At 63.8% G+C, this 24,474-nt stretch carries 21 protein-coding genes; 1 reads left to right on the top strand and 20 read right to left on the bottom strand.

The window, feature by feature from the left end; all coding sequences use genetic code 11:
- Both RPMA_RS11160 and RPMA_RS11155 read right to left on the bottom strand, forming a co-directional pair.
- Complete coding sequence (locus RPMA_RS11160; protein WP_211912866.1) at nt 1–1,434, bottom strand: sensor histidine kinase; 1,434 nt, start codon at nt 1,432–1,434, stop codon at nt 1–3.
- A gap of 132 nt (nt 1,435–1,566) precedes the next feature.
- A complete protein-coding gene (locus RPMA_RS11155; RefSeq protein WP_211912865.1) occupies nt 1,567–3,138 on the bottom strand; it encodes a winged helix-turn-helix domain-containing tetratricopeptide repeat protein in 1,572 nt (523 codons plus the stop codon).
- Between the two features lie 146 nt (nt 3,139–3,284).
- Between RPMA_RS11155 and RPMA_RS11150 the strand changes: the two genes are divergently transcribed.
- Nucleotides 3,285–4,028 carry an SDR family oxidoreductase gene (locus RPMA_RS11150; RefSeq protein ID WP_211912864.1) on the top strand — a complete coding sequence of 248 codons (744 nt, stop codon included), beginning with the start codon at nt 3,285–3,287 and terminating at the stop codon, nt 4,026–4,028.
- Nucleotides 4,029–4,130: 102 nt separating this feature from the next.
- Here RPMA_RS11150 and RPMA_RS11145 read toward each other — a convergent pair whose 3' ends face one another.
- From RPMA_RS11145 to RPMA_RS11060, 18 genes are all read right to left on the bottom strand, one after another.
- Nucleotides 4,131–4,811 carry a winged helix-turn-helix domain-containing protein gene (locus RPMA_RS11145; RefSeq protein ID WP_211912863.1) on the bottom strand — a complete coding sequence of 227 codons (681 nt, stop codon included), beginning with the start codon at nt 4,809–4,811 and terminating at the stop codon, nt 4,131–4,133.
- A 296-nt stretch (nt 4,812–5,107) separates the two neighbouring features.
- Nucleotides 5,108–6,697 carry a Do family serine endopeptidase gene (locus RPMA_RS11140; RefSeq protein ID WP_211912862.1) on the bottom strand — a complete coding sequence of 530 codons (1,590 nt, stop codon included), beginning with the start codon at nt 6,695–6,697 and terminating at the stop codon, nt 5,108–5,110.
- Between the two features lie 186 nt (nt 6,698–6,883).
- Nucleotides 6,884–8,227 carry a methyl-accepting chemotaxis protein gene (locus RPMA_RS11135; RefSeq protein WP_211912861.1) on the bottom strand — a complete coding sequence of 448 codons (1,344 nt, stop codon included), beginning with the start codon at nt 8,225–8,227 and terminating at the stop codon, nt 6,884–6,886.
- Between the two features lie 145 nt (nt 8,228–8,372).
- Nucleotides 8,373–8,855, bottom strand: coding sequence for a cytochrome c-type biogenesis protein (locus tag RPMA_RS11130; RefSeq protein WP_211912860.1), 483 nt, complete (start codon nt 8,853–8,855; stop codon nt 8,373–8,375).
- Between the two features lie 4 nt (nt 8,856–8,859).
- Nucleotides 8,860–10,842, bottom strand: a complete 1,983-nt coding sequence (locus RPMA_RS11125; protein WP_211912859.1) for a heme lyase CcmF/NrfE family subunit — start codon at nt 10,840–10,842, stop codon at nt 8,860–8,862.
- On the bottom strand, nt 10,839–11,348 hold the full coding sequence (gene ccmE / locus RPMA_RS11120; protein WP_211912858.1) for a cytochrome c maturation protein CcmE: 510 nt from the start codon (nt 11,346–11,348) through the stop codon (nt 10,839–10,841). Before ccmE ends, RPMA_RS11125 begins: the two co-directional genes overlap by 4 nt.
- Before the next feature lie 62 nt (nt 11,349–11,410).
- Nucleotides 11,411–12,529, bottom strand: a complete 1,119-nt coding sequence (gene ccmI / locus RPMA_RS11115; protein WP_211912857.1) for a c-type cytochrome biogenesis protein CcmI — start codon at nt 12,527–12,529, stop codon at nt 11,411–11,413.
- 220 nt (nt 12,530–12,749) lie between these two features.
- A complete protein-coding gene (locus tag RPMA_RS11110) occupies nt 12,750–13,616 on the bottom strand; it encodes a hypothetical protein (RefSeq protein WP_211912856.1) in 867 nt (288 codons plus the stop codon).
- A 99-nt stretch (nt 13,617–13,715) separates the two neighbouring features.
- A complete protein-coding gene (locus RPMA_RS11105) occupies nt 13,716–15,038 on the bottom strand; it encodes an HlyD family type I secretion periplasmic adaptor subunit (RefSeq protein WP_211912855.1) in 1,323 nt (440 codons plus the stop codon).
- On the bottom strand, nt 15,038–16,744 hold the full coding sequence (locus tag RPMA_RS11100) for a type I secretion system permease/ATPase (RefSeq protein WP_249225632.1): 1,707 nt from the start codon (nt 16,742–16,744) through the stop codon (nt 15,038–15,040). The genes RPMA_RS11105 and RPMA_RS11100 overlap by 1 nt, the downstream gene beginning before the upstream one ends.
- Nucleotides 16,745–16,862: 118 nt before the next feature.
- The gene (locus RPMA_RS11095; protein ID WP_211912854.1) at nt 16,863–17,132 is read right to left on the bottom strand and encodes a hypothetical protein; all 270 of its coding nucleotides are present in this window, start codon (nt 17,130–17,132) and stop codon (nt 16,863–16,865) included.
- Nucleotides 17,133–17,462: 330 nt separating this feature from the next.
- Nucleotides 17,463–18,845: a hypothetical protein gene (locus tag RPMA_RS11090; protein ID WP_211912853.1), complete on the bottom strand. Its 1,383-nt coding sequence runs from the start codon at nt 18,843–18,845 to the stop codon at nt 17,463–17,465.
- 98 nt (nt 18,846–18,943) lie between these two features.
- Entirely contained in the window at nt 18,944–19,417 is a 474-nt protein-coding gene (locus tag RPMA_RS11085) for an RT0821/Lpp0805 family surface protein (protein WP_211912852.1), read from the bottom strand.
- 103 nt (nt 19,418–19,520) lie between these two features.
- The gene (locus RPMA_RS11080; protein WP_211912851.1) at nt 19,521–20,912 is read right to left on the bottom strand and encodes an ATP-binding protein; all 1,392 of its coding nucleotides are present in this window, start codon (nt 20,910–20,912) and stop codon (nt 19,521–19,523) included.
- A 181-nt stretch (nt 20,913–21,093) separates the two neighbouring features.
- On the bottom strand, nt 21,094–21,765 hold the full coding sequence (locus RPMA_RS11075; RefSeq protein WP_211912850.1) for a response regulator transcription factor: 672 nt from the start codon (nt 21,763–21,765) through the stop codon (nt 21,094–21,096).
- Nucleotides 21,766–21,843: 78 nt separating this feature from the next.
- Nucleotides 21,844–22,431, bottom strand: coding sequence for a 3TM-type holin (locus RPMA_RS11070; protein ID WP_211913613.1), 588 nt, complete (start codon nt 22,429–22,431; stop codon nt 21,844–21,846).
- Nucleotides 22,432–22,433: 2 nt separating this feature from the next.
- Nucleotides 22,434–23,171 (bottom strand): glycoside hydrolase family 19 protein, encoded by a 738-nt coding sequence (locus RPMA_RS11065; RefSeq protein WP_211912849.1) that lies wholly within the window; start codon nt 23,169–23,171, stop codon nt 22,434–22,436.
- Nucleotides 23,172–23,356: 185 nt separating this feature from the next.
- On the bottom strand, nt 23,357–24,415 hold the full coding sequence (locus tag RPMA_RS11060) for a DUF2793 domain-containing protein (RefSeq protein WP_211912848.1): 1,059 nt from the start codon (nt 24,413–24,415) through the stop codon (nt 23,357–23,359).
- Nucleotides 24,416–24,474 lie beyond the last annotated feature (59 nt).

Raw genomic sequence — 24,474 nt, 5'->3', positions numbered from 1 at the left:
CTACTTCTGTGGCACATTCCCGCTTTGGGCCGCAAGGGCCTCGCCGGTTGCAGCCGGTAATACCAGGGTCACGCGCAGGCCCGGTGCATTGTCATCCAGCCGTAATTCACCGCCATGCAGCGTCGCCACCGCCGATGCGAGGCTGAGACCAAGGCCCGAGCCCGGCAGCGTCCGGCTCGCTTCCAGCCGCACGAAACGCTGAACGGCATGCTTGCGATCGGCTTCCGGGATGCCCGCGCCGTGATCGGAGACGCTGAGCAGCACCTGATCGCCCTCGCGCCGCGCATCGATCACGATTTCCGCGGCAGCAGCGCCGTCCGCCGACACCGGCTTGCCATATTTGATGGCGTTTTCGACGAGATTGGCGAGCGCCTGGCTGATCAGCTCGCGATTGCCATGCACCGGCGCCGGCGACGTCACCACCTTCAGCGTCAGCTCGTCGTCCTCCGCCAGCGGCTCGTAGAGCTCCTGGATGCCTGCGGCGACATCAGCGGCGTCGAAATCATCCATATTGCCGCGCGCCTGACCAGACTCCGCACGGGCGATCATCAGCAAGGCGTTGAAGGTGCGGATCAGCCCGTCGGATTCCTCGATGGTCCGCTCTAGCGCGGCACGATATTCCGCCTCGTTGCCGGCCCGCGCCAGCGCCTCTTCCGCGCGGTTGCGCAGCCGTGTCAGCGGCGTCTTCAGGTCATGCGCGATATTGTCGGAGACTTCCTTGAGGCCGCTCATCAGCGCCTCGATCCGCTCCAGCATGATGTTGAGATTTTCCGCCAGACGGTCGAGTTCATCGCCGCTGCGGCCGACCGGCAACCGACCGGACAGGTCGCCGGCCATGATGCGCTGGGTGGTGCCGGTGATCGCGTCGATCTTGCGCAACACACGGCGCGACACGAAAATGCCACCGCCGAGCCCGAGCACGAAGACGATCAGCACCGACCACTTCGCGGCATCGCCGACAATGTCGAACAACCGCCTCCGCTCTTCCAAATCGTGGCCGATCAGCAGGCGAAAACCGCTGGAGAGCTGCTCCACTTTCACCAGCGCACGATGGTTCGGCGAGTCGGGGTCATCGAGCCGCCGATACGGCGTCTCCGACCAGCCGGTCTTCTCGATGACGCCCGGCGCCAGCGACGACACATTGCCGGCGACCGACTGTCCTGTCGGGGACGTGATGAGATAGAGATTGGCACCCGGCCGCAATGCCCGGTTCTCGATCGCAAACACGATCCCGCGCAGGCCGCGGCGCTGATAGAGCTCGCTGAGCTCGCTCATCTCGGCATCGACCGTGGTGGTGATCTGGTCGTTGATCAGCCGGTTCGCGTTCCAGGCGAAATAGCCGAGCAAGGCCGCGGCGAACACCGCAAATATCAGCAGATATGCGAGCGTCAGCCGAAATGCGGTGGTGCGAAACAATTTGCCGATGGCCGTCACGAAACGTCTCTGACTGGATGTATCCGCCCCGGGCGGAAGTGAGGCATCCGTTGTATCAGGCACCGCACGCTACATACAGGGCCGCAAGATTATGTCTTCGTAACCTCGCGGGCGCGTCGCCCGTTTGCGCTGCTATTCCGGCATTCCGGCCAGCCGCAGGCCCTCCGATGCCAGCGCAAAATCCTGCGGTCGCCGCACCAGAAGCCAATCGTCGATATTGCCGAGATTGAGGCTCGGATCGAGCCGGCGGACATGGCCCATCGCCTCGCGCGCCTCATCGAGCTGTCCGGCCAGCGCATGGGCCATGGCCTGGAAGGCTGCGACCCGCAGGATGTTCGGCAGCTCCTGCCCCGCCTGCTGCAATGAGGCCAGCGCGGCGTCGAAACGCCGCGAATAGAGATGCGACATGGCGATGCCGGTATGCATCTGGAACGTCTCGGGATCGCGCGGGCTGAGCCGCATCGCGCGCGAGAAATAGGCGATGGCATCGTCATGCTCGCCAAGCGACACCCGCTGATAGCCGCCGAGATACCAGGTCGTGGAGAGATTGGGATTGAGCACCAGCGCGCGGTCCACATAGGCCACGCATGTATGGAGATCGCCGCCAAAATGCGGCCATGCATGACCGCCCCGCGTCAGCGCCACCGCATCGTTGCGGCCGAGCGCAACCGCCCGCTCGCAAAGACGCGCCGCCTCGGCACCGTCGGCCGCGCGGTCATCGAGCCAGCGGTTCATCTTGCGCCAGTAGAAGCATCCCGCCGCCATGCCATAAGCCGCGGCGAAATCGGGATCGCGTTCGATGGCCTTGTAGAATTTCGGCAGCGCCTCATCGATGCCTTCGCGCGTCGATAGGTGAAACTTCGTCAGCCCGCGCAGATAGTAGTCATAGGCATCGAGGCTCTCGGTCGGCTTGCGCTTGGCGCGCTCGATCTCGGCGAACTCCACTTGCGGCGCAATGGCGCCGACCACGCTCGCGGTGATCTGGTCTTGCAGCTCGAAAATATCATCGACCACGCTTTCGAAGCGCTCGCCCCACAGATGCATGCCGGACGTGGTATCGATGAGCTGCCCGGTGATCCGCACGCGATTGGCGACGCGCCGCACGCTGCCTTCGAGCACATAGCGCACGCCGAGCTCGCGCCCGACCTGCCGCACATCGACGGCACGGCCTTTATAGGTGAAGCTTGAATTGCGGGCGATGACGAACAACCAGCGGCTACGTGACAAAGCGAGGATGATGTCCTCCACGATGCCATCGACGAAATAGTCCTGCTGCGGATCGCCGCTGAGATTCAAAAACGGCAGCACCGCGATGGAGGGGCGGTCCGGCAGCGCCGGATTGGACACCTCTCCGGCTTGCACCGACGACAACACGGCGGGTGCCTGAACCATATCGATCTCGGCGACATCGCCGACGAACCGAAATCCCTTGCGCGCCATGGTCCGCAACAGCCGCTGCTCGGAGCCGCTGTCGCCGATCGCCTTCCTGACCGCATTGATGTGGCTGGCCAGCGTCGATTCCGACACGATCCGCCCTTCCCAGACCGCATCGAACAGGTCGTCCTTGCTGATCACGCGCTCGCGATGGCGCAGGAAATACAGCAACAAATCGAACACGAGCGGAGCGACGGCCAGTGTCTCGCCGTCACGCCGTAATTCGCGGCGGTCAGGGTCGAGAACGAAGCCATCAAACTCATATCGCACAGCGTCCCCCGATGCTTGCCCGACCCTTTCTGGACGATCCGGCAGGGCAAACTCAAGAGAAAACCAAGCCGCCCGCAAAGCAAGGGAACCGCGTCTGCGACATGCTGTCCGTCGCGTCATGGCATCGGATGCAAAGGAGCGAGAAGATGAAAATTGTCGTTATCGGCGGATCCGGACAAATCGGATCCAGGCTCGTCAAGGCATTGCAGGCGCAGGGCCATCAGATGGTCGCCGCCTCGCCGTCGTCCGGCGTGAACACCATCACGCGCGAGGGGCTGGCGGAAGCCATGAATGGCGCGGATGTCGTGGTCGATGTGTCGAACGCACCATCCTGGGAGGATGCAGCCGTGCTGGCCTTCTTCCAGACCTCGACACAGAACCTGGTCGCCGCCGCCCGCGCACATGGTGTGGGCCACTATCTGGCTCTGTCCATCGTCGGCACCGACGGCATGGCCGACAATGGCTATATGCGGGCCAAGAAGGTCCAGCAGGACCTGATCAAGGCTAGCGGCCTGCCTTACACCATCGTTCAAGCCACCCAGTTCTTCGAGTTCCTCGATCTGATCATCCAGGCCGGCGCGGATGGCGATGTCATTCGCCTGTCGCCGGCACTGATTCAGCCGATCGCCGCCGATGACGTGGTCGCAGCCCTTTCCGAATTGGTCGTCAGCACGCCGCAAAACGAGACGATCGAGCTCGCAGGTCCCGAACCGTTTCCGCTCGATGCGCTGGCGCGCAACCTGCTGGCACGCAAGGGCGACAAGCGCGCCGTCATCGCCGATGTGCATGCGCGCTATTTCGGCGTTCAACTCACCGACAAGTCGCTGACACCGCAAAGCCCTTCGGCGCGGCTCGCCCCCACCAAGCTCGACGATTGGTTGAAGCGCTGATCGTAGCCCGGATGGAGCGAAGCGCAATCCGGGGACAAGCGAGATGGTTGAAACGCCGGTCCCTGCATTGCGCTACGCTTGATGCGGGCTACCGGCCCGCGTTCACTTCACGCCGTCGCGCACCATGTAGCCGGCGCCGCGGATCGTGTGCAGAAGCGGGCGATCGAAGCCCTTGTCGATCTTCGAGCGCAGGCGCGAGATATGGACATCGATCACATTGGTCTGCGGATCAAAGTGATAGTCCCACACATTCTCGAGCAGCATGGTGCGCGTCACCACCTGCCCCGCATGCTTCATCAGATATTCGAGCAAGCGAAATTCGCGCGGCTGCAGGATCAGCTCCTGGCCACCGCGGGTGACGCCGTGCGAGAGGCGATCGAGTTCGAGATCGCCGACGCGATAGCTCGTCTCCTCGGCTGGCCCGCCCTGGCGGCGCGACAGCACTTCGACGCGCGCGAGCAGTTCGGCGAATGAATAGGGTTTTGGCAGATAGTCGTCGCCGCCGGCGCGCAGGCCCTTGATGCGATCATCGACCTGGCCGAGTGCGGAGAGGATCAGCGCTGGCGTGCGGTTGCCCTTGTCGCGCAGCCCGCCGATCACCGACAGGCCATCGCGCTTCGGCAGCATGCGATCGACCACGAGCACGTCGTAATCGCCGCTATCGGCGAGCGCAAAACCTTCTTCGCCATCGCTGGCGTGATCGGCGATGTGGCCGACCTCGCGAAAGGCCTTGACCAGATAGTCGGCGGATTCGCGGTCGTCTTCGATGATGAGCAGGCGCATTGCGGGAACGGCTCTGGACTGAACAGCGTCGCTGTGGATCGGTTGAACTTCGGTCACCATGGCGTGCACTCGGCTCTCATGCAAGGCGGTGGATCGTCACTCGCCTCAAGGGCTTTCACCCGGAATGGGGATGGGCGATGAGGCTTGGGGGAAACCTCATCGCCCACAGGCCTTCCGACGGAAGGGGGCACATCCTCCGGAAGGAAGCAGTGGGAGCGAGTTTGTGGCTCGCTCCCTGGAAAGAGCCGTCAGCGGGGGCGACTATGCCGGCGACACTCTCCGTCTCAGCGCGATGCTCAGCCCTTGGCGAGCGGCACCGCGACGAACTTGGACGAACCACCCGAGCGAACCCGGATCAACACGCTGTTCTTCTTGTCGGCATGGGCTGCGACGATGGCCTCGCGCACTTCGCCCGGCGTCGTGACATTCTTGCCGGCGACTTCGAGAATGACGTCGCCTTCCTTAAAGCCACGCTCGGCAGCCGCCGACTTCGGATCGACGCCGGTGACCACGACGCCTTCCTTGCCGGCACCGGCCACGCTCGACGCCGGCGAGACCGTGAGGCCAAGCTTCGGCACGTCGGAGCCGCGTGCGGAGTTGCCGCTGTCACCATCGATCGCAGCCTTGGCTTCGACCGTGTTCGGCAACTGGCCGAGGGTCATGGACAGAACCTTGTCCTCACCCTTCGACAGCACGTTCAGCTTCACCGTATTGCCCGGCGCGAAGCCGCCAATGGTGCGGGCGAGTTCGCGGGCATCCTTCACCGGCTGGCCATTCACTTGCGTGATGACGTCACCCGACTTGATGCCGGCCTTCGCCGCCGGACCATCCGCCTGCGGCTCGGCGACCAATGCGCCTTCCGCTTTCTTCAGGCCGAGACTGTCGGCGATATCCTGCGTCACCGGCTGGATCTGGACGCCGATCCAGCCACGCGAGACCGAGCCCTTGTCCTTGAGCTGCGCGACCACCTGCTTCACGGTCGACGCCGGGATCGAGAAGGCGATGCCGACACTGCCGCCCGAAGGCGAATAGATGGCGGTGTTGACGCCCATCACTTCACCGGAGACGTCGAAGGCCGGACCGCCGGAATTGCCCTTGTTCACCGCTGCGTCGATCTGGATGAAATCGTCATACGGGCCGTTGCCGATGTCGCGGCCGGACGCCGAGACGATGCCCGAGGTCACCGTGCCGCCGAGGCCGAACGGATTGCCGACCGCCAGCACCCAGTCACCGATGCGCGGCTTACCATCGGCGAGCTTGGCGAACGGGAAATCGGTGCGGCCATCAACCTTGATCAGCGCGAGATCGGTGCGCGGATCGGTGCCGATCACCTTGGCGGAATAGGTCTTGCCGTCGTCGGTATTGACCTCGACCTTGTCGGCGCCATCGACCACGTGGTTGTTGGTCACGGCATAGCCGTCAGCCGAGATGAAGAAGCCGGAGCCCTGCCCGCTGACGACGCCACGGCCGCCGCGCTGACCGGGACCACCGCGCATGCCGGGCGGCACGCCGTTCTCGCCGAAGCGCTTGAAGAAGCGCTCCATCGGCGAACCCGGCTGGAACGGCGAGTCGCTGTTGTCGTCGTCCTTCGCCGCGGTCTTCTCTTTCATGTTGACCTTGACCGAAATGACCGACGGCTTCACGCGCTCGACGATATCGGCAAAGCCCATCGGCTGCGCGGCCTGCGCCTTGACCTGCTTGTCCACCTGCGCATGCGCGGCGGTGGTGAAAGCGATGCCGTCCTTCGACGGCGAAATGCCGTAGGCGGCAACGCCGAGGCCGGCGACGACGGAGGCCATCAGCGCAACCTTGCGCAGGGACAGCAGCGAACGGCGCGGCGCCTTGTAGGACGGGAGCGTGAAAAAATCGGTGGGACGGTCGGACATCGAAGAAATCTCCAGAGCACGGCGTGGGGGGCAAGGCGCCTTGTGTGATCCGAAGATGGCAGCCCGAACCTTACCGCGCGCTGGCAGGGGGATTAAGGTTTTGTAATTTGGCGGGGATAGGTGCGGCGGGGTGACGCGGGAGATCTAACCTGAGGGTTCCTGAGTGCCGGAAACGCCAGAAATCCCTCACATCGCCTTCACACTCGCAATAAACCCATCGACCTCGCGCTTCAGGGTCTCGGCCTGGCGGGACAAGTCGACGGCGGCATCGCGGGCGTTGCTGGCCATGCGGCCGGTCTCGGATGAGGTCGATGAGATCAGCTCGATATGGTTGGAAACATCGAGTGTGCCGCGCGCGGCGTCCTGAACGCTGCGGGCGATGTCCTGCGTGGCGTTGCGCTGCTGGGCGGTGTCGATCTCGATGCCGGTCATTATCTCGCTGATCTCGGCGATTGTGTTGGAAATGCCGTCGATGGCGCCGCGGGTCTCGCTGGTGATGCCTTGGATATTGGCGACCTGCTGCGAGATTTCCTCGGTGGCCTGGCTGGTCTGATGCGCGAGGCTCTTCACCTCGGAAGCGACCACCGCAAAGCCCTTGCCGGCTTCGCCTGCCCGCGCCGCTTCGATGGTCGCATTGAGCGCCAAGAGATTGGTCTGCGACGCGATCGCCTGCACCAGCTGCACCACCGCGCCGATCTTGTCCGCCGCTTCCGACAGCGTGTGGATCGTATCGCGGCTCTTGCGCGCCTGCGCGGCCACGCCTTCGGCCCGGTGGGTGGCATCGGTGACGCGGCGGCTGATGGTGCCGATCGAGGTGGTCATTTCCTCCGTCGAGCTCGCCACCGTCTGCACGCTGCTGGAGGCCTGGCTGGCGGCATTGGCAACGGCATTCGCCTTCGCCGTCGTGTCATTGGCAGCCTGGGACAAGGTCTCGGCATTGCCCTGCAGCGATGTCGCCGAGCGTGCGACCGTGTTGACCACATTGGTCACCTGCGCATTGAAGCGCTGGATCTTCTCGTCGAGATAAACGGCGCGCTCGCCTTTGTGCTTGGCGTCGTCCAGCTCCTGCGCGGTCAGACGCTGGCGCTCGATGCCGTTGGTCTTGAACACGTCGAGCGCCGCCGCCAGCAGGCCGACTTCGTTGGACTTTCCGGATCCGGGAATGAAGGTGCTGTAGTTCTGGTTCGCCACTTCCCGCATCGCATGCACGATCGCCGCCAGCGGCCCCATGATGCCATTACGAACGACGAAATAAGTCGTGACACAGACGATCGAGGCCAGCACGCCGATCGCGGCGCAAGCCATCAGGAAATAGGAAAACGCCGCCTGCGCCTGGTGATAGATCTGCATCGCATTGTCACGACCTGGGCCGCTCAAGGCCGCGAATTCCGACGACAGCTTCGTGATCTCGCTATTAAGATACAGCACGGCGATGAAGCCTGTGCCGCCGCCGATGCCAAGCAGCACCAGCAGCGCGGCGACCACGGCGACGACCAGAAAACGGATCGTGAGATTGCTGTCGGAAAACATCGGATCGCCCACGCAGAATGACAATTGAAGCGACCGCGAAGGTTTCAGAAAATCCTCAAGAACTCATGAAATAACGGGCAAAAGATCAATTGATATAAATCAACTACACATCCCGCCACGAACATGCACGCTGGCACAACTTTCTTTAGTTGGACTTGTCCTGCGCCTGCAGCAGCCGCTCGATCCGCGCCTCTTCGTCGGCCGTGAGCGCCACGCCGGCATCACCGGCGGCGCGCCTGTTGCGGCGGCGGTTGTGCCACCACAGGGCTCCCGCGCCCGACAGCAGCACCAGCGGCGTCAGCAGCCACAGCAGCAGCGTGTGCCCTTCGAGCCGCGGCTTGAGCAGCACGAATTCGCCATAGCGCGCCACCAGAAAATCCATCACCTGCTTGTCGCTCTCGCCGGTGGCGATGCGCTCGCGCACCAGCAGACGCAGGTCGCGCGCCAGCGGCGCATCGGAATCGTCGATGGACTGGTTCTGGCAGACCATGCAGCGCAGCTCCTTGGAAAGGCTGCGCGCACGCGCTTCCTGCGCAGGATCCTGCATCACCTCGTCCGGCTGCACCGCATAAGCGGGCGCACCGATCACAAGGGTCAATGCCAGCAGGCCGGCCGCAATCCGCCGCATCGCCTTACTCCGCCGCCTGCAGCGCACGCGATGCCTTTGCCGGCTTCGGCGCGCCCACCCGCAAGCGGCGATCCGACAGCGAGAATACACCGCCCAGCGCCATCAGCACCGGCCCCCACCAGATCATGAGCACCAGCGGCTTGTGATACATCCGCACCGCGACGGCGCCATCGGTGGTGTCGTCGCCGAGCGAGATATAGAGCTGGCTCGCGCCGCGCGACAGCAAGGCGGCCTCGGTCGTCGCCATCTGGCGTGCCGAGAAATTGCGCTTCGATGGCACCATCTCGCCGATCTCGTCGCCGCCGCGCGTGATGCGGAAACGCGCGATGCTTTCGCGGAAATTCGGCCCCTGCCGTTGCGTCACTTCTTTCAGCGTCAGCTCATAGCCGGCGAGCTTCGCCACGTCATTCGGCTTCAGCGTGCCGATATATTCGGTATTCCACGTCGTCTCGCAGACGATGCCGATCAGTGCGATGCCGAGACCGGCATGCGCGAAGGCCGTGCCCCATGCCGCACGCGGCAGGCCGACCGCGCGCCGAAGCGACACCGCCAGCGGCAGCCGGAACAGCATGATGCGCTCGGCAATATCGATGATGGCGCCGAGCACGACGAACACCGCGAGGCCGATCGCCAGCGGCGCCAATGCGGCTCCGCCGGTTGTCCATGCCCAGACCATCGCAATGGTGAGCAGCGCCGCGACGCCGGCGGCGAGCAATCGCTGCGCCACGCCGCGGATGTCGCCGCGCTTCCAGGCCAGCATCGGGCCGAACGGCACCGCGATCAATAGCGGCACGAACAGCGGACCGAATGTGAGATTGAAGAACGGCGCTCCCACCGAGATCTTGTCGCCGGTCAGCATTTCCAGCGCCAGCGGATACAGCGTGCCGACGAACACGGTGGCACAGGCGGTGGTGAGGAACAGATTGTTCAGCACCAGCGCGCCCTCGCGCGAGATCGGCGCGAACAGGCCGCCCTGCTTTAGCGACGAGGCACGCCACAGATACAGCGTCAGGCTGCCGCCGATGAACAGGCAGAGAATGACCAGAATGAATACGCCGCGTGACGGATCGGTGGCGAAGGCGTGCACCGAGGTCAGCACACCCGAGCGCACCAGGAAGGTGCCGAGCAGCGACAGCGAGAAGGTCAGGATTGCGAGCAGAATTGTCCAGACCTTCAGCGCGTTGCGCTTCTCCATCACGATGGCGGAATGCAGCAGCGCGGTGCCGGACAGCCACGGCATCAGCGAGGCGTTCTCGACGGGATCCCAGAACCACCAGCCGCCCCAGCCGAGTTCGTAATAGGCCCAATAAGAGCCCATCGCGATGCCGAGGGTGAGGAAGATCCACGCCACCAGCGTCCATGGCCGCACCCAGCGCGCCCAGGCCGCATCGATGCGGCCTTCGATCAGCGCCGCGACGGCGAAGGAGAAGGCGACAGAGAAGCCGACATAGCCGAGATAGAGCATCGGCGGATGCACGGCGAGGCCGATATCCTGCAACACCGGATTGAGGTCGCGCCCTTCCAGCGGCGCCTGCGCCATCCGCGTGAACGGATTCGAGGTCGCCAGGATGAACAGATAGAACGCGGCGGCGATCCAGCCCTGCACGGCCAGCACGAGCGCGCGCAGCGACAGCGGCAGATTGTTGCCGAAGCTTGCGACCAGCGCGCCGAAGAAAGCGAGGATCGCCACCCACAGCAGCATCGAGCCTTCGTGGTTCCCCCACACGCCGGTGATCTTATAGAGCAGCGGCTTTGCCGAGTGCGAATTCTGGAACACGTTGGCGACGGAGAAATCCGACGTCACGTAAAGCGTCGTCAGCGCCAGGAATGACAGGCCGGCGAACATGAACTGCGCCATGGCGGTGGAGCGCGCCACATTCATCAGCGCCACGTCGCGCAGCTTCGCACCGGCCACCGGCACGGTCGACTGAATCAAGGCCAATGCGAGCGCCAGGATCAGCGCATAATGTCCGGCTTCGGCGATCATTGCGTCACACTCGGCTTGCCGCCGGTCGTGTTGGCACTGGTCGTGTCTTGCGAGACCACGGGCTTGCCGCCCTCGCCTTCCTTCCAGCGCCCTTGCTTCTTCAGCGCGTCGGCGACTTCCTTCGGCATATAGGTTTCGTCATGTTTGGCGAGAACCGTATCGGCCTTGAACACGCCATTGGCATCCAGCGCGCCCTCGGTCACGACGCCCTGCCCTTCACGAAACAGATCCGGAAGAATGCCCTTGTAGTTCACCGGCAATGTCGCGCCGCCGTCGGAGACCTTGAAACTGACCGCGAGATTTTCGCCGCGCACCAGCGAGCCCGCTTCGACCATGCCGCCGAGGCGGAAACGCTTGCCGGCGGGGATCTGCTTTTCCGCCGCCATGGTCGGGGTCGAGAAGAACACGATGGAATCGCGCATGGCGTTCAGCACGAGGCCAGCCGCGATCGCCAGGATCGCGAGCGCACCTGATATCATCGTCAATCGCCGCTGCTTGCGTGTCATGATGCACCTTCAAGGCGCATGATGTCGTCCGAAAACCGTTGCACACTTTTCGGCATCATGCGTTATCCATCCAGCCCAGTCTCTTTCAGGCCGTCATTCAGTTTACGCAGTCGCTCGGCATCGCTGCCGACCGCCTGCCTTGCATCGGCAAGCGCGCTCTTTGCCTTGTCGCGATCGCCGAGCACGAGATAGGCGCGCACCAGCCGCACCCAGCCTTCGACATCGCTGCCGTCCTGCTTCAATCGTGTGGCCAGGCGATCGACCATGCCCTGGATCATCGCGTTGCGATCGTCGGTGGCCATGCCTTCGGTCGCCGCCACCGTCTCCTGCGACAGCGCCGGCAGATTCGGTCCCAAGTTAGGGCCCTTGCCGCCGACACGGGTGAGCGCAGCGGTGACCACCGGGCGCCACGGCGCATCCGCGGGGCCCTTCTCCAGCATCGCGCGCCAGATCGCGGCCGCGTCGGTGCCGCGGCCATCCTGCTCCGCCGCGAGGCCGAGGAAATAGCGCGCCTTCACTTCATCGGCGTCCTGCGCCACGGCGCGATCGAATTCCGCCTTGGCATCGGCGGTGATCACGCCATTGGCCGCCATGGTCAGCGCCTCGCCGAGATCGGCGCGGCTGGCAGCGCTGTCGCCGCCATAGGTGATGATGTTGCGATAGGCACGCACCGCCTCGTCATGGCGGCCGATCCGCGCCAGCACCGGCGCCAGCACGGTCCAGCCGCGCGCATCGGTCGGGTTCTTTTCGAGATGCGCCTCGACCTGCGCGATCAGGCTCACCACGGACTGATTGGGATTGGTGTTTTGCTGGCGCGATGCCAGCGGCATGTCGGGCATGTCAGGCGAGCCCAGCGGCAGATAGGCGCCAATGGCAATCAGCGGCAGCCCGATCAGCGCCACCAGCGACACCGCCTTGCGCATGCCGGGCGCACTGCCCGCAACGCTCTTGCCATCGGCTTCGGCGGCCGCCAGCAGGCGCCGTCCGATCTCGACCCGCGCAGCCTCGGCCTCGGCCGGCCCGATCAGCCCGGCTGCGACATCGCGTCCGACCTCGGCGAGTTGATCCTTATAGACGGCGACGTCGGTGCCGCCAGCCTCGGCGCTTTTCCGGCCAAGCGGCAACAACACGGCGAAAGTCGCCGCAGCCGTCATCAATGCGAAGACAAACCACAATGCCATCAATGGGTTCCAGCATACCCTTGAGTCGATCTAAACGACGCTGAGCCGGTTACACCATGGCCACCACCCCCGCGCAATTGACTTTTATGCCATTGCGCCGGGCGGGAGATTGCTTTGGATCAAGGATGGATGTGGATGCGACGAAACCTGCCGGACATTCCCGTCATTCGATGGCGGAAATTTGCAGCTCAAGCCGAAAGGCCGTCGCCGAATGGCCGGCTTAAACCAGCCCGTGGGTCAGTCCCTGCAGGCCATGGACCGTGTGATCGGCGACATCGGTATAGGACTGTCCGAGAAATGCCATCGGGGCGTCGTGTATGGTCGAGCCGAAACTCGCCAGACCGCTCGTGTCGATGACCTCCCCCGCAAGGGTATGGATGTCATTTGCCGGACCGAACGCTTGGTGGAAAATAGGATCGACGACCGCCGCTGCCGTTGAGGTGGCGGGACCGACGAGTTCGCCGGCAAGCCCTGTCGCCACATTCGCGGTTTGCGACAATTGCTCCCCAGGACCGGCAACGAGATCGCCGATATGCGACGTCAGTGACAACACCTGACTGGTGACTGCGCTCAGTGAGGCATCGAGCGCCTGGCTGGTCGCGGACGTCATCGCGTCCAGCCTCTGCTCCAGCCCATGCGTGATGTCAGCGATGGCGGACGATGCCCCCGACAGCAGATTTTGCAATCCACTGGTCGCGGCGTGACCGGGCTCCGAATGATCGACCGATACCGAGCCAATCGCGAACGGCGAGCCGCTCGGCGTCTCGAGAGCTGAGTTCGTGTCGTCCTGCAGACGAGCATCTCGATCATGATGTTCGCTGCCAAGCGAACCCGTATCCCTCGAGTCCATCTGCGAGCCCGGATCATCGCGGTGACCTGCATCCAGGTCGGAGCCCGATGGTGCAAACTCCGTTCGATGATCATGCGTCGCCGTAGCCTCGTCACTGGGCCGATCCGGCTGGCCGTTAGCGGATCTATCGATTGCAGCCGGGGTGACATCTGCGGAGTTGCGCCCGTCCGTGGTCGTGGCCTTAGCTTCAGACGTCTGATGATGCAGCAATGCGAGACCCAATCCGCCCGCGGCCATACCTGCCGCTGTGGTATCCATGCCGAGATGGTTGGCTTCCGAATTGCGCTCGCGGCGGGCTTCAGCTTTCGATGTTTTCTGTTGGGTCATGGGACACCTTTATTTCTCGCGGAACGCACCGCTGATCTCGTCAGTCAGCGGACCGATGAGATAGCCGACCAGCGTTCGCGGCCGGGTGGTGACGATGATCTCCGTCGGCATGCCGGGCTGGAGTGCGATCTTCGACGCTCTGACGTCATCGTCGTTCAGCTTGACGCGCACTGCGTAATAGCCCTTGCCTGTCTTGTCGTCGGTGAGCTTGTCGGCGGAGACCGTCATGATCTCGCCGCGGATCTGCGGACGTTCGTTGCGCGGCACGCTGGTGAGCCGGACATCCGCGGGCTGCGCACGACGGACATCGCCGATATCCGTCAATTGCAGCCGGGCATCGACGATCAACGGATCGTCCTGCGGCACCACATCCATCAATTTGGCGCCCGGCTGGATGACGCCGCCTTCGGTAAACACCGACAGTCCGACGACAGTGCCTGACGACGGCGCCGTGATGGCGGTGCGGTTGAGAACATCGCTTGCCGCTTCAAGCTTCGGGCCATTCTCTGCAAGGCTCGACGAGACCTGACGGAGGTCGTTCGTGATTTCCGTGACGCGCTCGCGTTCGAGCTTGGCAAGGCCGAGTTTTGCCTCACCGATTGCCTGCTGCAGCGACGCAGCCTCTGCCTGCTTCGATCCACGCTCGCCGTCCAATTGCGCGGCGGTGCGATCGAGCGCCAGCACGCGTGTTTTGGGCGTGAACCCGGATGCAAGCAGTTGCCGTGCGCCCTGCGCTTCTTCTTCCAGCAATTCGCTCTGCTTTTTCAGGCCATCCACCTGCGCTTGCAGGCCAGACGTCTGCTCGCTGAGCTGCGAGATTTTCGACTCCAGCATATTTTTCTGGGTGTCGAATTGTCGTTGCCGCGCACCGAGCACAGCCCGTTCGCTGGCAATCGCCTGCACGGCATTGGCATGCTGCGAAAACACCGCCAGCCGCTTGTCGAAATCCGGATCGGTTTGATGGTCGCGCTCGGCCACCAGACGCGCCTCCTGCGCCAGTAACGTGATCCGTTCGGCACGCAAGACATCGAGGCGCGCGCGTGGCTCGTGATCAGTGAGCTGGATCAGCAGTTCGCCCTTCTTGACCTCCTGGCCATCCACAACATTCAGCTTCTCGACGACGCCGCCATAGGGATGCTGCACCGATTGCCGCTGGCCTTTGACCTGCAGGCTGCCTTCGGCGACCGCAGCGCCGGACACCGGCGCGGTGAGTCCCCAGATCGTCAAGAATGTCAGGAACAGAACAATGACGCCGCCACCCCACATGGCCGGGCGCATCGGATTGCTGATGCTGGTCTGGGCCTTCGGCCTGCTGTGCTCGGTATTATTCATCACGCCACCCTGTTCTGCGGCGCACTGGACATGGCCTTGAGATGGTCGAACACTACGGTCGGCGGGCCCACCAGTTCGATCCGCCCCGCCCGCAGCACCATCATGCTGTCGACGACTTCAAGCACAGTCGTGCGATGCGTGATCACGACAATGGTCGTGCCCTGCTCCTTGAGTGCCAGCAGCGCATCTTTCAGTGCGACCTCGCCCACCGTATCGAGATTGGCGTTGGGCTCATCGAGTACGAGCAACTTTGGTTTGCCAAGCAATGCGCGCGCGAGGCCGAGTCGCTGCCGCTGCCCACCGGACAGGCCGACGCCACCTGGGCCGAGCCGCGTGTCGTACTGGTTCGGTAATTCGAGGATCATGTTGTGAATGCCGGCGCGTTTAGCGGCCTCGATAATCTCCGCCGTCGTCACCTCACCGAAGCGTGCGATGTTCTCCCGCACCGTGCCCGCGAACAGTCCGACATCCTGCGGCAGATAGCCGACCAAACGACCAAACTCGGCCTTGTCCCACTGCGCGTAATCGAGCCCACCGAGCTTGAGCGCGCCGCCGGACGGCGTGATCGCGCCGATCAGCATCCGCGCCAATGTGCTTTTACCGGATCCGCTTGGCCCGACGATGCCGATGGCATGGCCCTTATCGATCTCGAACGAAACATCCTGCAACACCGGCTGCTTCCGTTCAGGCAATCGGTAGTCGATGCTGTCCGCGACCACTGCATGCTCGGTCACCGGAACGATCGTCCGCACCGGCTCGCGCGGAAACGCGCTCAACAGTTCGCGAACGCGGCGATAGCCCTCACGCGCAGCGTTAAACTGCTTGGCAGTTGCGACGCCCTGCTCGACCGGCACCAAAGCCCGACCGAGAATGATACTCGCGGCAAAAATTGTTGCCGGCATGATGCTGTGATCGATGGCAAGCCACGCGCCAGTGCCAAGCATCAGCGACTGCAGCAGCAGGCGCGCAAAGCGGATGCCCGAAGACACCGCCGCATTGCGATCGCTTGCAAAGGCCTGCTCGCGCACCATCTGGCCACGACTCCGGCTCCAGTGCTGGGCCACCGACTGTTTCATGCCCATGGCCACAATCACATCCGCATGCCGCAGCACATTCTCGGTGAACACGAACGACGCCTTGGACGACTCCTGCGCCGACCGCATCGGGCGGCTGGTGATGATCTCGTTGAAATAAGCAAGCCCGAGCAGGATCAACGCGCCGACCGTCGCAACCGTCCCAAGCACGGGATGAATGAGAAACAGGATCAGCAGATAGACCGGGATCCAGGGAAGATCGAACGCGAAATAAATGCCGGGACCGGTGATGAAAGCCCGGAAGTCGTCGAGTTCGCGCAGCTGCTGAGCGCCTTTGGAATAGCCTTGCTTCGCGGACCGCGCGATCAGGGCGTCGAATACCCGACCGGACAAGCGCCCGTCGAGAATGATGCCGAGACGGATCAGGATCTGCGCGCGGAGAGCATCAAGCGCCCCCATGGTCGCGAGCGCGACGATCAGAATGACGGTCAGAAGAACGAGCGTCGTGATGTTCTCATTGACGAGAACGCGATTATAGACCTGCATCAGGTAAAGCGGCGAACTGAGATACAGCAGATTGACGCAACCCGAAAAGATTGCAGCCATCACGAAGTGACGCCGCACCGATCTCAGCGCTTCGGCAAGCTCGTCGCGTTGATGATCCTCGGCCACGGCAAGCCCCTTCAAATGCGATCACTGAAATGGAAAACAGAACGTTTGGAGCAGCGGCCGGTACGCGCGAGGCGACCGGCCACCACTTGCGGGCTAAATGAGCCCTGAGATCGCAGCCTTAGAGAAGGCCGCCGAGCAGCCCGCCGTCATTGTTGTCGGAGCTGCTGTAATCCTGGCTGTCGCTGGACGATGACACACCGATCAGCGTCGGCGCGGAAAGGCCGAGGCCGATATCGCCAATGCCGGTAAAGCTCGATGAATCGCCATCGCCGCCATCGCTGTTGGACGAGTGCAGGATGTCGGAGGCCTGGAAGCCGAGCGCCGGGCTGGTGCCGATCGTCGTACCAAAATCGTTGGAATCGTTCGTGAACTGAATATCGTCAGCCATAATTGAATCCTTCTCTGTGAGTTGAGCTCACCTTGGTTTCAAAAATGACGGCCGCGACCCGACCGCCATTGCAGGCCCAACCGCATATTTGGCGAACTGTTGCGGTCACATTCTTGGAAAATTGTCGTCAACTTTGCGGGATCGTCGCCACAAATGATGCGACAATCTGACTCGCAGCTGAGCCCTTGGCCTGTGGAAATAGACATCGGCTCTGGAAACGACGAACACATTTCGTCGACAAAGCGCCGGTCGGTCGCCCTGCTGCATACGCGAACTATATTTTTCGCAGGAATCAAAACTATTCGGCGTCTCCGCCGTAGGGAGAGATAATCAGCCTGCCCGCTTTGGCTTGCGCTCGACGACGACCATGGCCTGCTCGGCGGCACGGGTCATCAGCGCCGCATATTCCTGCCCGAACAGCACCTGGCAGAAACGGATCGCCGCTTTCGCCTGCATCTGGCGATAATTGCGCACGCGGGGCTCGCCCGCGCGCAGCGACTGCACCAGCGCTTCGGTGGACTTCTCGACATATTGCTGCAGGTCGGAATAGGTGCGCAGCGTCACCTCGTTGATCGCGAGTTCGCTGGCATAGGTCCGGCACACCGCGACGAAATTGATCAGCGCCACGACTTCCTCGACCTCGGCCGGATCGATGCTCGCGGTCGGGGCGATTTCCTTGTCCGGGCGCTGGCGCAGCAGGCGGCGGACACGGCCCGGCACGCTCTCGATTTCCGACTGCACCGTGCTCGAAATCTCGACACGGATCGACGCCATCTGGCGGCCCCATGTGGAGTCGTTGCGCATGTCGAGTTCGGTGCGCAAGCCGCGCACGCCGTCATGGGCGCTCTTGAGATGTTCCGGCGCACGATCGAGCATGCCGCGCTTGATGTCCTGACGCAGGCTCATGGCCACGGCATGGACATCCGCCAGCGCCATGGTCACGGCCACGCCGTACGGCGTCGCGGCGACGCGGATCTCGTCATCGGAGGATGCGATCTTCACCGCGATGCGGATGATCTGCCACGGCGATGTCAGCCGCTGCATGATCAGCGACAGCGCGAATGGCAGCACCTGCGGCGTGGTCAGGCTCGGCACGTTGAGGCCGCTATTGACCGAGGCAATCTGGGAGTCGCCGAAGCTGCGCAGCACGCCCGGCAGCTTGCCGGCGAAGGCATCGAGCTGCTCGCGGGCCTTGAGCAGCGCGCCGATGGACGGCAGGTCCTCGACCGCATGGGTCGGGCCGATGCGCGCCGAACGGCTGCCGCCTGCTCCCGACACCACATGCGCAATCGCGGCGGCTGCCGCCTGCTGGAATTTCTTGACCGCCCGCTCCACCGCGGCGGCATTGTCGCCCGCGGCAGCGATGGTGTCTTCAAACTCGCGGGTCGCATCCGGGACGTCGCGCTCCAGCCATTGCCAGATCGGCAACAGCGAGGCGCGGCGAACCTGGCCGGGGCGCTGCAAATGATTGCCATCGATGAGGAACGGTTCCAGCGACTTGAACACCAGGCGCGACGGGTCCTCGACCCGCGGCCGCACCGCGTCCTCATGGCCACGCACGACCCCGCGCAGCTGCTCGAGCACGAAATGGGCGACTTTGATGTCCTCGCCCCGCTCGATCGCCCGCTCATACTCGCGCATCAGAAGCATCTGCGACTGCGGTGGCAGTTGCGCGAGATAGTCCCGAAGTCGATCGATGGAGGTCTTGTTCATGCAGCCCAGAAATCAGGGTTTGCCGACGGGTTCAAGACCGCCAGCGACCACCGGATTGTGTAACACGAGCTGCGTTAAGAACCGGTTGAGGAACCGGCTCAGGCTGCCGCGGCCCAGGCGCCTTCCGGGCTCTTGCAGGCGGTGCCGCGGGTCGACTTGATGTCGCCGCTGACCGTGATCGTGTGCGAGAAACCACGGCACTGCAGGCCCTTCTGGCTGTAAAGCGGACCGGCAACAATATTGCCGTAGCGCCCGGATTCCACGTTCCGCCACGGCACCGGTGCTCCCGGCGCGCCGCGGTCCAGCGCCACCAGTTGCGCCTCATAGGCGAGCCGGCGGTCCTCGTCATTGAGTTGGGCGCCGATCTTGGTGCCGATCAGGCCGCCGAATGCGGCATTGGTCACGGCCGCGGCCGCGTTTTCCTCGGACAGGCCGACGGCGGATTTGGTGCTGCTATAGGCCCGCGCCAGGGTGTCGGTGCCAAGGCTCATGCCGCCATCCGACGTCGTCATGTCACAGCCGCCCAGCGCCAATGCCAGCGCGACAACACAAAGGGCCTTGAACTTGAACATCAACCCGGGCCTCAAACGCAAAACAGGTGAGCAGAGAAACGCAAAGACGTTACGAACGGGATAATTCAGGCGGGATCAGGGCGCAGCGCGGGAACCGGAGCAGCTAGACCGCGGGCAGGACGAGTTCCGCCCGCAGCCCGCCGATCGGCGCCTGGCCGAGCGTCAGGCCGCCACCATAAAGCGCGGCGAGATCGACCACGATGGACAGGCCGAGGCCGGAGCCCGGCTTGGTTTCGTCGAGGCGCTGGCCGCGGCGCGCCACCTGGGCGCGCTCGGCGTCGGACAGTCCCTTGCCGTCATCATCGACCACGATGCGCAGTTTCGGCGACGGATCATGCGCCCCCATCCGCTCGATCTCGACCACAATGGTGACATGGTGCTCGGCCCATTTGCAGGCATTATCGACGAGATTGCCGACCATCTCTTCGAGGTCCTGCTTCTCGCCGCGGAATTTCGCGTCGCCGTCGGCCTTCAGTTCGATGTCGCAGCCGCGATGGATCTTCTCCATGGTCCGGCACAGCGCTTCCAGCGCTGGCGTGACATCGGTGACGGTGCCGATGATGGTCACGCGGGCGGCGATGCGGGCGCGTTCGAGATGATGCGTGAGCTGGTCGCGCATCACATCGGCCTGCTCCAGCACCTTGCTCGCCAGCGGATCGGTGGCGCTGCCATTCTGCCGGGTGGTGTTGGCCTCGTTGACGATCACCGACAGCGGCGTCTTGATCGCATGCGCGAGATTGCCGACATGGGTCCGCGCGCGCTCCACGATGGCGCGGTTGGCATCGAGCAGCGCGTTCATCTCGCGCGCCAGCGGTGCAAGCTCGGCGGGATAGTTGCCCTCCAGCCGTTCGGTGCGGCCGGACCTGATATCGGAAATCGCTTCGGAAAGCCGCTTCAGCGGCACCAGACCGAAACGAACCTGGAACAGCGTCGTCAGCACCAGCACGATCGACAGCGCCGCAAAGGTGCCGCCGAGATAATAGTCGAACGCGCGCGTCTCCTCGGTGATCTCCGTGGCGTCACCGGCGACGCTGATGCGGAATTTGCCGTCGGCGCCGAGATCGACGGGACGCTCGACCAGCCGCAGATGCTGCCCTTCCGGCCCATCCACATAGCCGAGCCGCACGCCCGATGCGGTGAGTTCGGCGCCCTGATCCTCGAGTTTCGGCAGCTTCTTGTCCCACAGCGAGCGCGAGGCGCGGATCTCGGTCTTGTCGCCATCGGTCGGCGCGATTTCCCAATACCAGCCGGACAGCGGCAATTCGAACAGCGGCTCGCCGAGCGACGGCGTCTGCTGCTGTTCGGCGGGATCGGGTGGCGATGCAACCTCGGCCACCAGCGTGCGCAGATACAGATTGAGCCGGCGATCGAAGGCGCGCTCAGTGGCGCCGCGATAGACCGAGGACAGGATGATGCCGGTGATGAGCAGGATCACCACCACCCAGGCGGTCGCCGTCACGAACAGGCGGGTGGCGAGCGAATGCGGACGCTTCACGATGTGCCCCGATGAGATGAACGCGAAGCGATAGGCAAGCGCCGTAGATTCCCTCTCCCCTCCGGGGAGAGGGTTAGGGTGAGGGGAGCCACACACTCCGTCGGCGTGTAGCCCCTCACCCGGATTGCTTCGCAATCCGACCTCTCCCCGGTGGGAGAGGTGAAGAGAAGAGGCATCGCCATCACGTCGGCGCTTGCGGCGGCGTCAGGAGATAGCCGAGGCCACGCACGGTCTGGATAATATCGACGCCGAGCTTCTTGCGGATGCGGCCGACGAACACTTCGATCGTGTTCGAGTCGCGGTCGAAATCCTGATCGTAGAGATGCTCCACCAGTTCGGTACGCGAGATCACGCGGCCGGTGTGATGCATCAGATAGGATAGCAGCCGGTATTCGTGGCTCGTCATCTTGATCGGATTGCCGGACACGCTGACGCGGCCGGTGCGGGTATCCAGCACCACCGGGCCGCAGGACAGTTCCGACTGCGCATGACCGGTCGAGCGGCGCAGCAGCGCGCGGATGCGGGCCAGCACTTCCTCGAGATGAAACGGCTTCGCCACATAGTCGTCGGCGCCAGCGTCGAAGCCTTGCACCTTGTCGCTCCAGCGATCGCGCGCGGTGAGGATCAGCACCGGCATCACGCGATGATTGCGCCGCCAGGCTTCCAGCACCGAAATGCCATCCATCTTCGGCAGGCCGATATCGAGCACGACGGCGTCATAAGGTTCGCTGTCGCCGAGAAAGTGCCCCTCCTCGCCATCGAAGGCGCGGTCGACCACATAGCCGGCGTCGGTCAGCGCCGTGGTGAGCTGACGGTTGAGATCGGGATCATCTTCGACGACGAGCAGACGCAAGGCAGTTCTCCACGTTCACACGCCCGAGTGGAGCCCCCGGCGGGTGAACGCCAAATGAATACCGGCCGACCGCCGATATTACTTTTTCTTCACGCCCTCTTTGAGGAGGACAGTCTTGACCAGCTTTTCGATCATGCCGGGCGCATCCTGCCCGGTGACCGCGCTGACCTTTTCGCGGGTACGGCCGCTGATATAGACGCCTAGCACGCCGAACCGGAACCCCCAATAGGTCACCAGCAGCGCCGTAGCATTGACCAGCGCATTGATGGTCTGGATATCCCCGGTCCAGAACTCGTGCATCAGGACGGCCCAGAGCGCGGCGCATTCCACCGTCAATTCCAGCGCATAGGCCGGCCGCCACCAGCGCTGCAGGGGATCGTCGCTGGCGATCTCGGCCCGGATCGTCGCCTGGGTCTCGCTGATCGCCGCGCGCTGCGTCTCCGCCTCGGCACGGATCATCTCCGCCCAGCGCGCTTCGGCCTCGGCAAGCCTGGTCGGATCGGCGGATGGCAGGGCCGCCTGCACGCCGGCCGGTGTCAGCGTCACCGAGCCGATGGTCTTGGCCAGGATTTCGCCTGCGACGCCGCCGAGCGGTCCGCCCAGCGCCGTGCCGAGCATCGGCGCCCCCAGCGTGATCACCTGCTTTGCAAGATCGCCCCATTCCATGCTCATGCCCTCCGGAAGGCCGCGATCACCGCGGCGAGTATCGATGCGACGGTGGACGGCGCCGAACGCGGCGCGAGCGGCGGCGACGCGACGACGGGCGCGGTGGGCGCCGGCATGTCCCGCAACGCTGCTTTCCATCTCGCCAGCCACACCTTGCGCTCCGCCAGCCCGATGGCGCCGCCGTTCAATCGCCGGGTCACGCCGACCACATCATCCGCTTTGGCGAACGGCAGACAGCCGCAATTGATGAAATCGGACACCGCGCAATCGAGGAAGTGTCGGGGATCAATCAGCAGCTCCGGCTGTTCGATCACGTCCAGCCCGGTGGCTGTCTTCACCCGCGCATAGCCTTCGCGGCCGGTGGTCTGCGCGCCGCCGCGGCCGCGGAAATTCCAGCCGTCGTCCGAGCCCGCGCGATTGCCCATGCGGCCGTTATAGACCTTGTTGGCGAGCGCCCGCGGATTGCCCGCGTAAGGCTGTGCACTCGCCAGCGTCGGAAACCGCGACGGCCAGACCTGCATCATGCGGCCGGCGGTGTAGTTCAGGTTCTCGACGATGTCGCGCCCTGCCCCGCATTCGTGGCTGATCTGCGCCATCACATGCGCGACCAGTTGCGGCGTGACGATGCCGTAGCGTGCGAATACCTGGTCCGACGATTGCACGATGCCCGCGATCAATCGGGGCACGCGACTATCGCCCCGCGGCCACAGGCGCCGCAAGGTGGCTTCATCGAGATGCATGATGCTGTCCTCTGGTTACATCGAATGCGGGAAGCCACGACATACTCACCCCTCATCCTGAGGAGCCGCGTAGCGGCGTCTCGAAGGATGGCGGCACGCTCCGAGCGCGCTATCTCATGGTTCGAGACGGCGCTATCGCGCCTCCTCACCATGAGGGACGGAGATGGGCGCGCCGTTCAGCCTGATCAGGGAATGCGATAACCGTAAAAGCTGTTCTGCGCGGCAGCGACGTAGCCATCATTGGTTTCCATGATGGCCCAGACAGCGATGGCGTCGCCCGCAGCGAGCTTGAGCACGACATTGGCGGATAGCGACGAGCGGTTGTTCACCAGCGCAGACGATGTCTGCATGCGCGCATCATCGACCAGCTCGACGCCGTTCTTGTACAGCGTCGCAGTCATGGAGGCCGGCAGCGCTGCATTGGCCTTGAACAACACGCGATAGCCGAGCGCATAGTAACCCGCGACCGGCGCGACGAACTGATTGTTGGCAGCATCGAACGTGTTGAAATCATTGTGACGCGCATTGTTGAACTGCACTTTGGTCCAGCTGTTCGCGGCACAGTATTTGTCGAAGTTGAGATAGGCGGAGAATTTCGCCGACTGGGCGAGACTGACCTGCCCGCTGGCGCGATCGATGGTCAGCGCATCCTTGAAGGTCGAACCGTCCGCAGACACCTTGACGGCAAGATCGTCGCTGCCGAGCGTTCCGAGCAGCGCACGCGCGGAGAAACCGGTTTGCAGCACCAGCGCTGCATCCTTCGCGGCCGCAGACTTGTTCAGCACCATGCGGACATCGCCCGTGCCTGGTGTGACGTCATCATGCGAGAGCAAAACCGCATTCGACTTGATGCTCAGGCGATTGGTCGCATCGGCCGTGGTGTTGATGCCGAGATGCGCGGCCTGATCGAGCACGTCGCGCCAGGCGGTGCCTGTGAATACTTTCAGCCCGCCATCCGCTACCGACCAGATGGTCCACCCCTGCTGCGGGGCAAGAAATTTCCAGGCACCGTCCTGCCAGCAGGCGATCTCGGTCTCGTGCCCTACCCAGTCGCCGGTCGCGCTGGCCGCGACCACATAGCGCTCGCCGTTATACGGCGTAATCGGCGGCGCGCTATGCGTCATGTCGGTGACAGCCGCCTGCACGGCGGAATCAAGAATGCGCAGCGCCTCGTTATGCGTGACATGCTTCTGCGCCTGCCCGGCATCGATATAAGGCAGTCGGAGATTGGGAGTATCGGTCATAACATGCTCGCTCTCTCAGCAGTCATTGCGAGGAGCCCTTGCGACGAAGCAATCCAGAG

This window comes from Tardiphaga alba (assembly GCF_018279705.1).
Taxonomy (GTDB): domain Bacteria; phylum Pseudomonadota; class Alphaproteobacteria; order Rhizobiales; family Xanthobacteraceae; genus Tardiphaga; species Tardiphaga alba.
The sequence above is the reverse complement of the archived record's forward strand: the minus strand, read 5'-3'. Positions and strand labels throughout refer to the sequence as shown.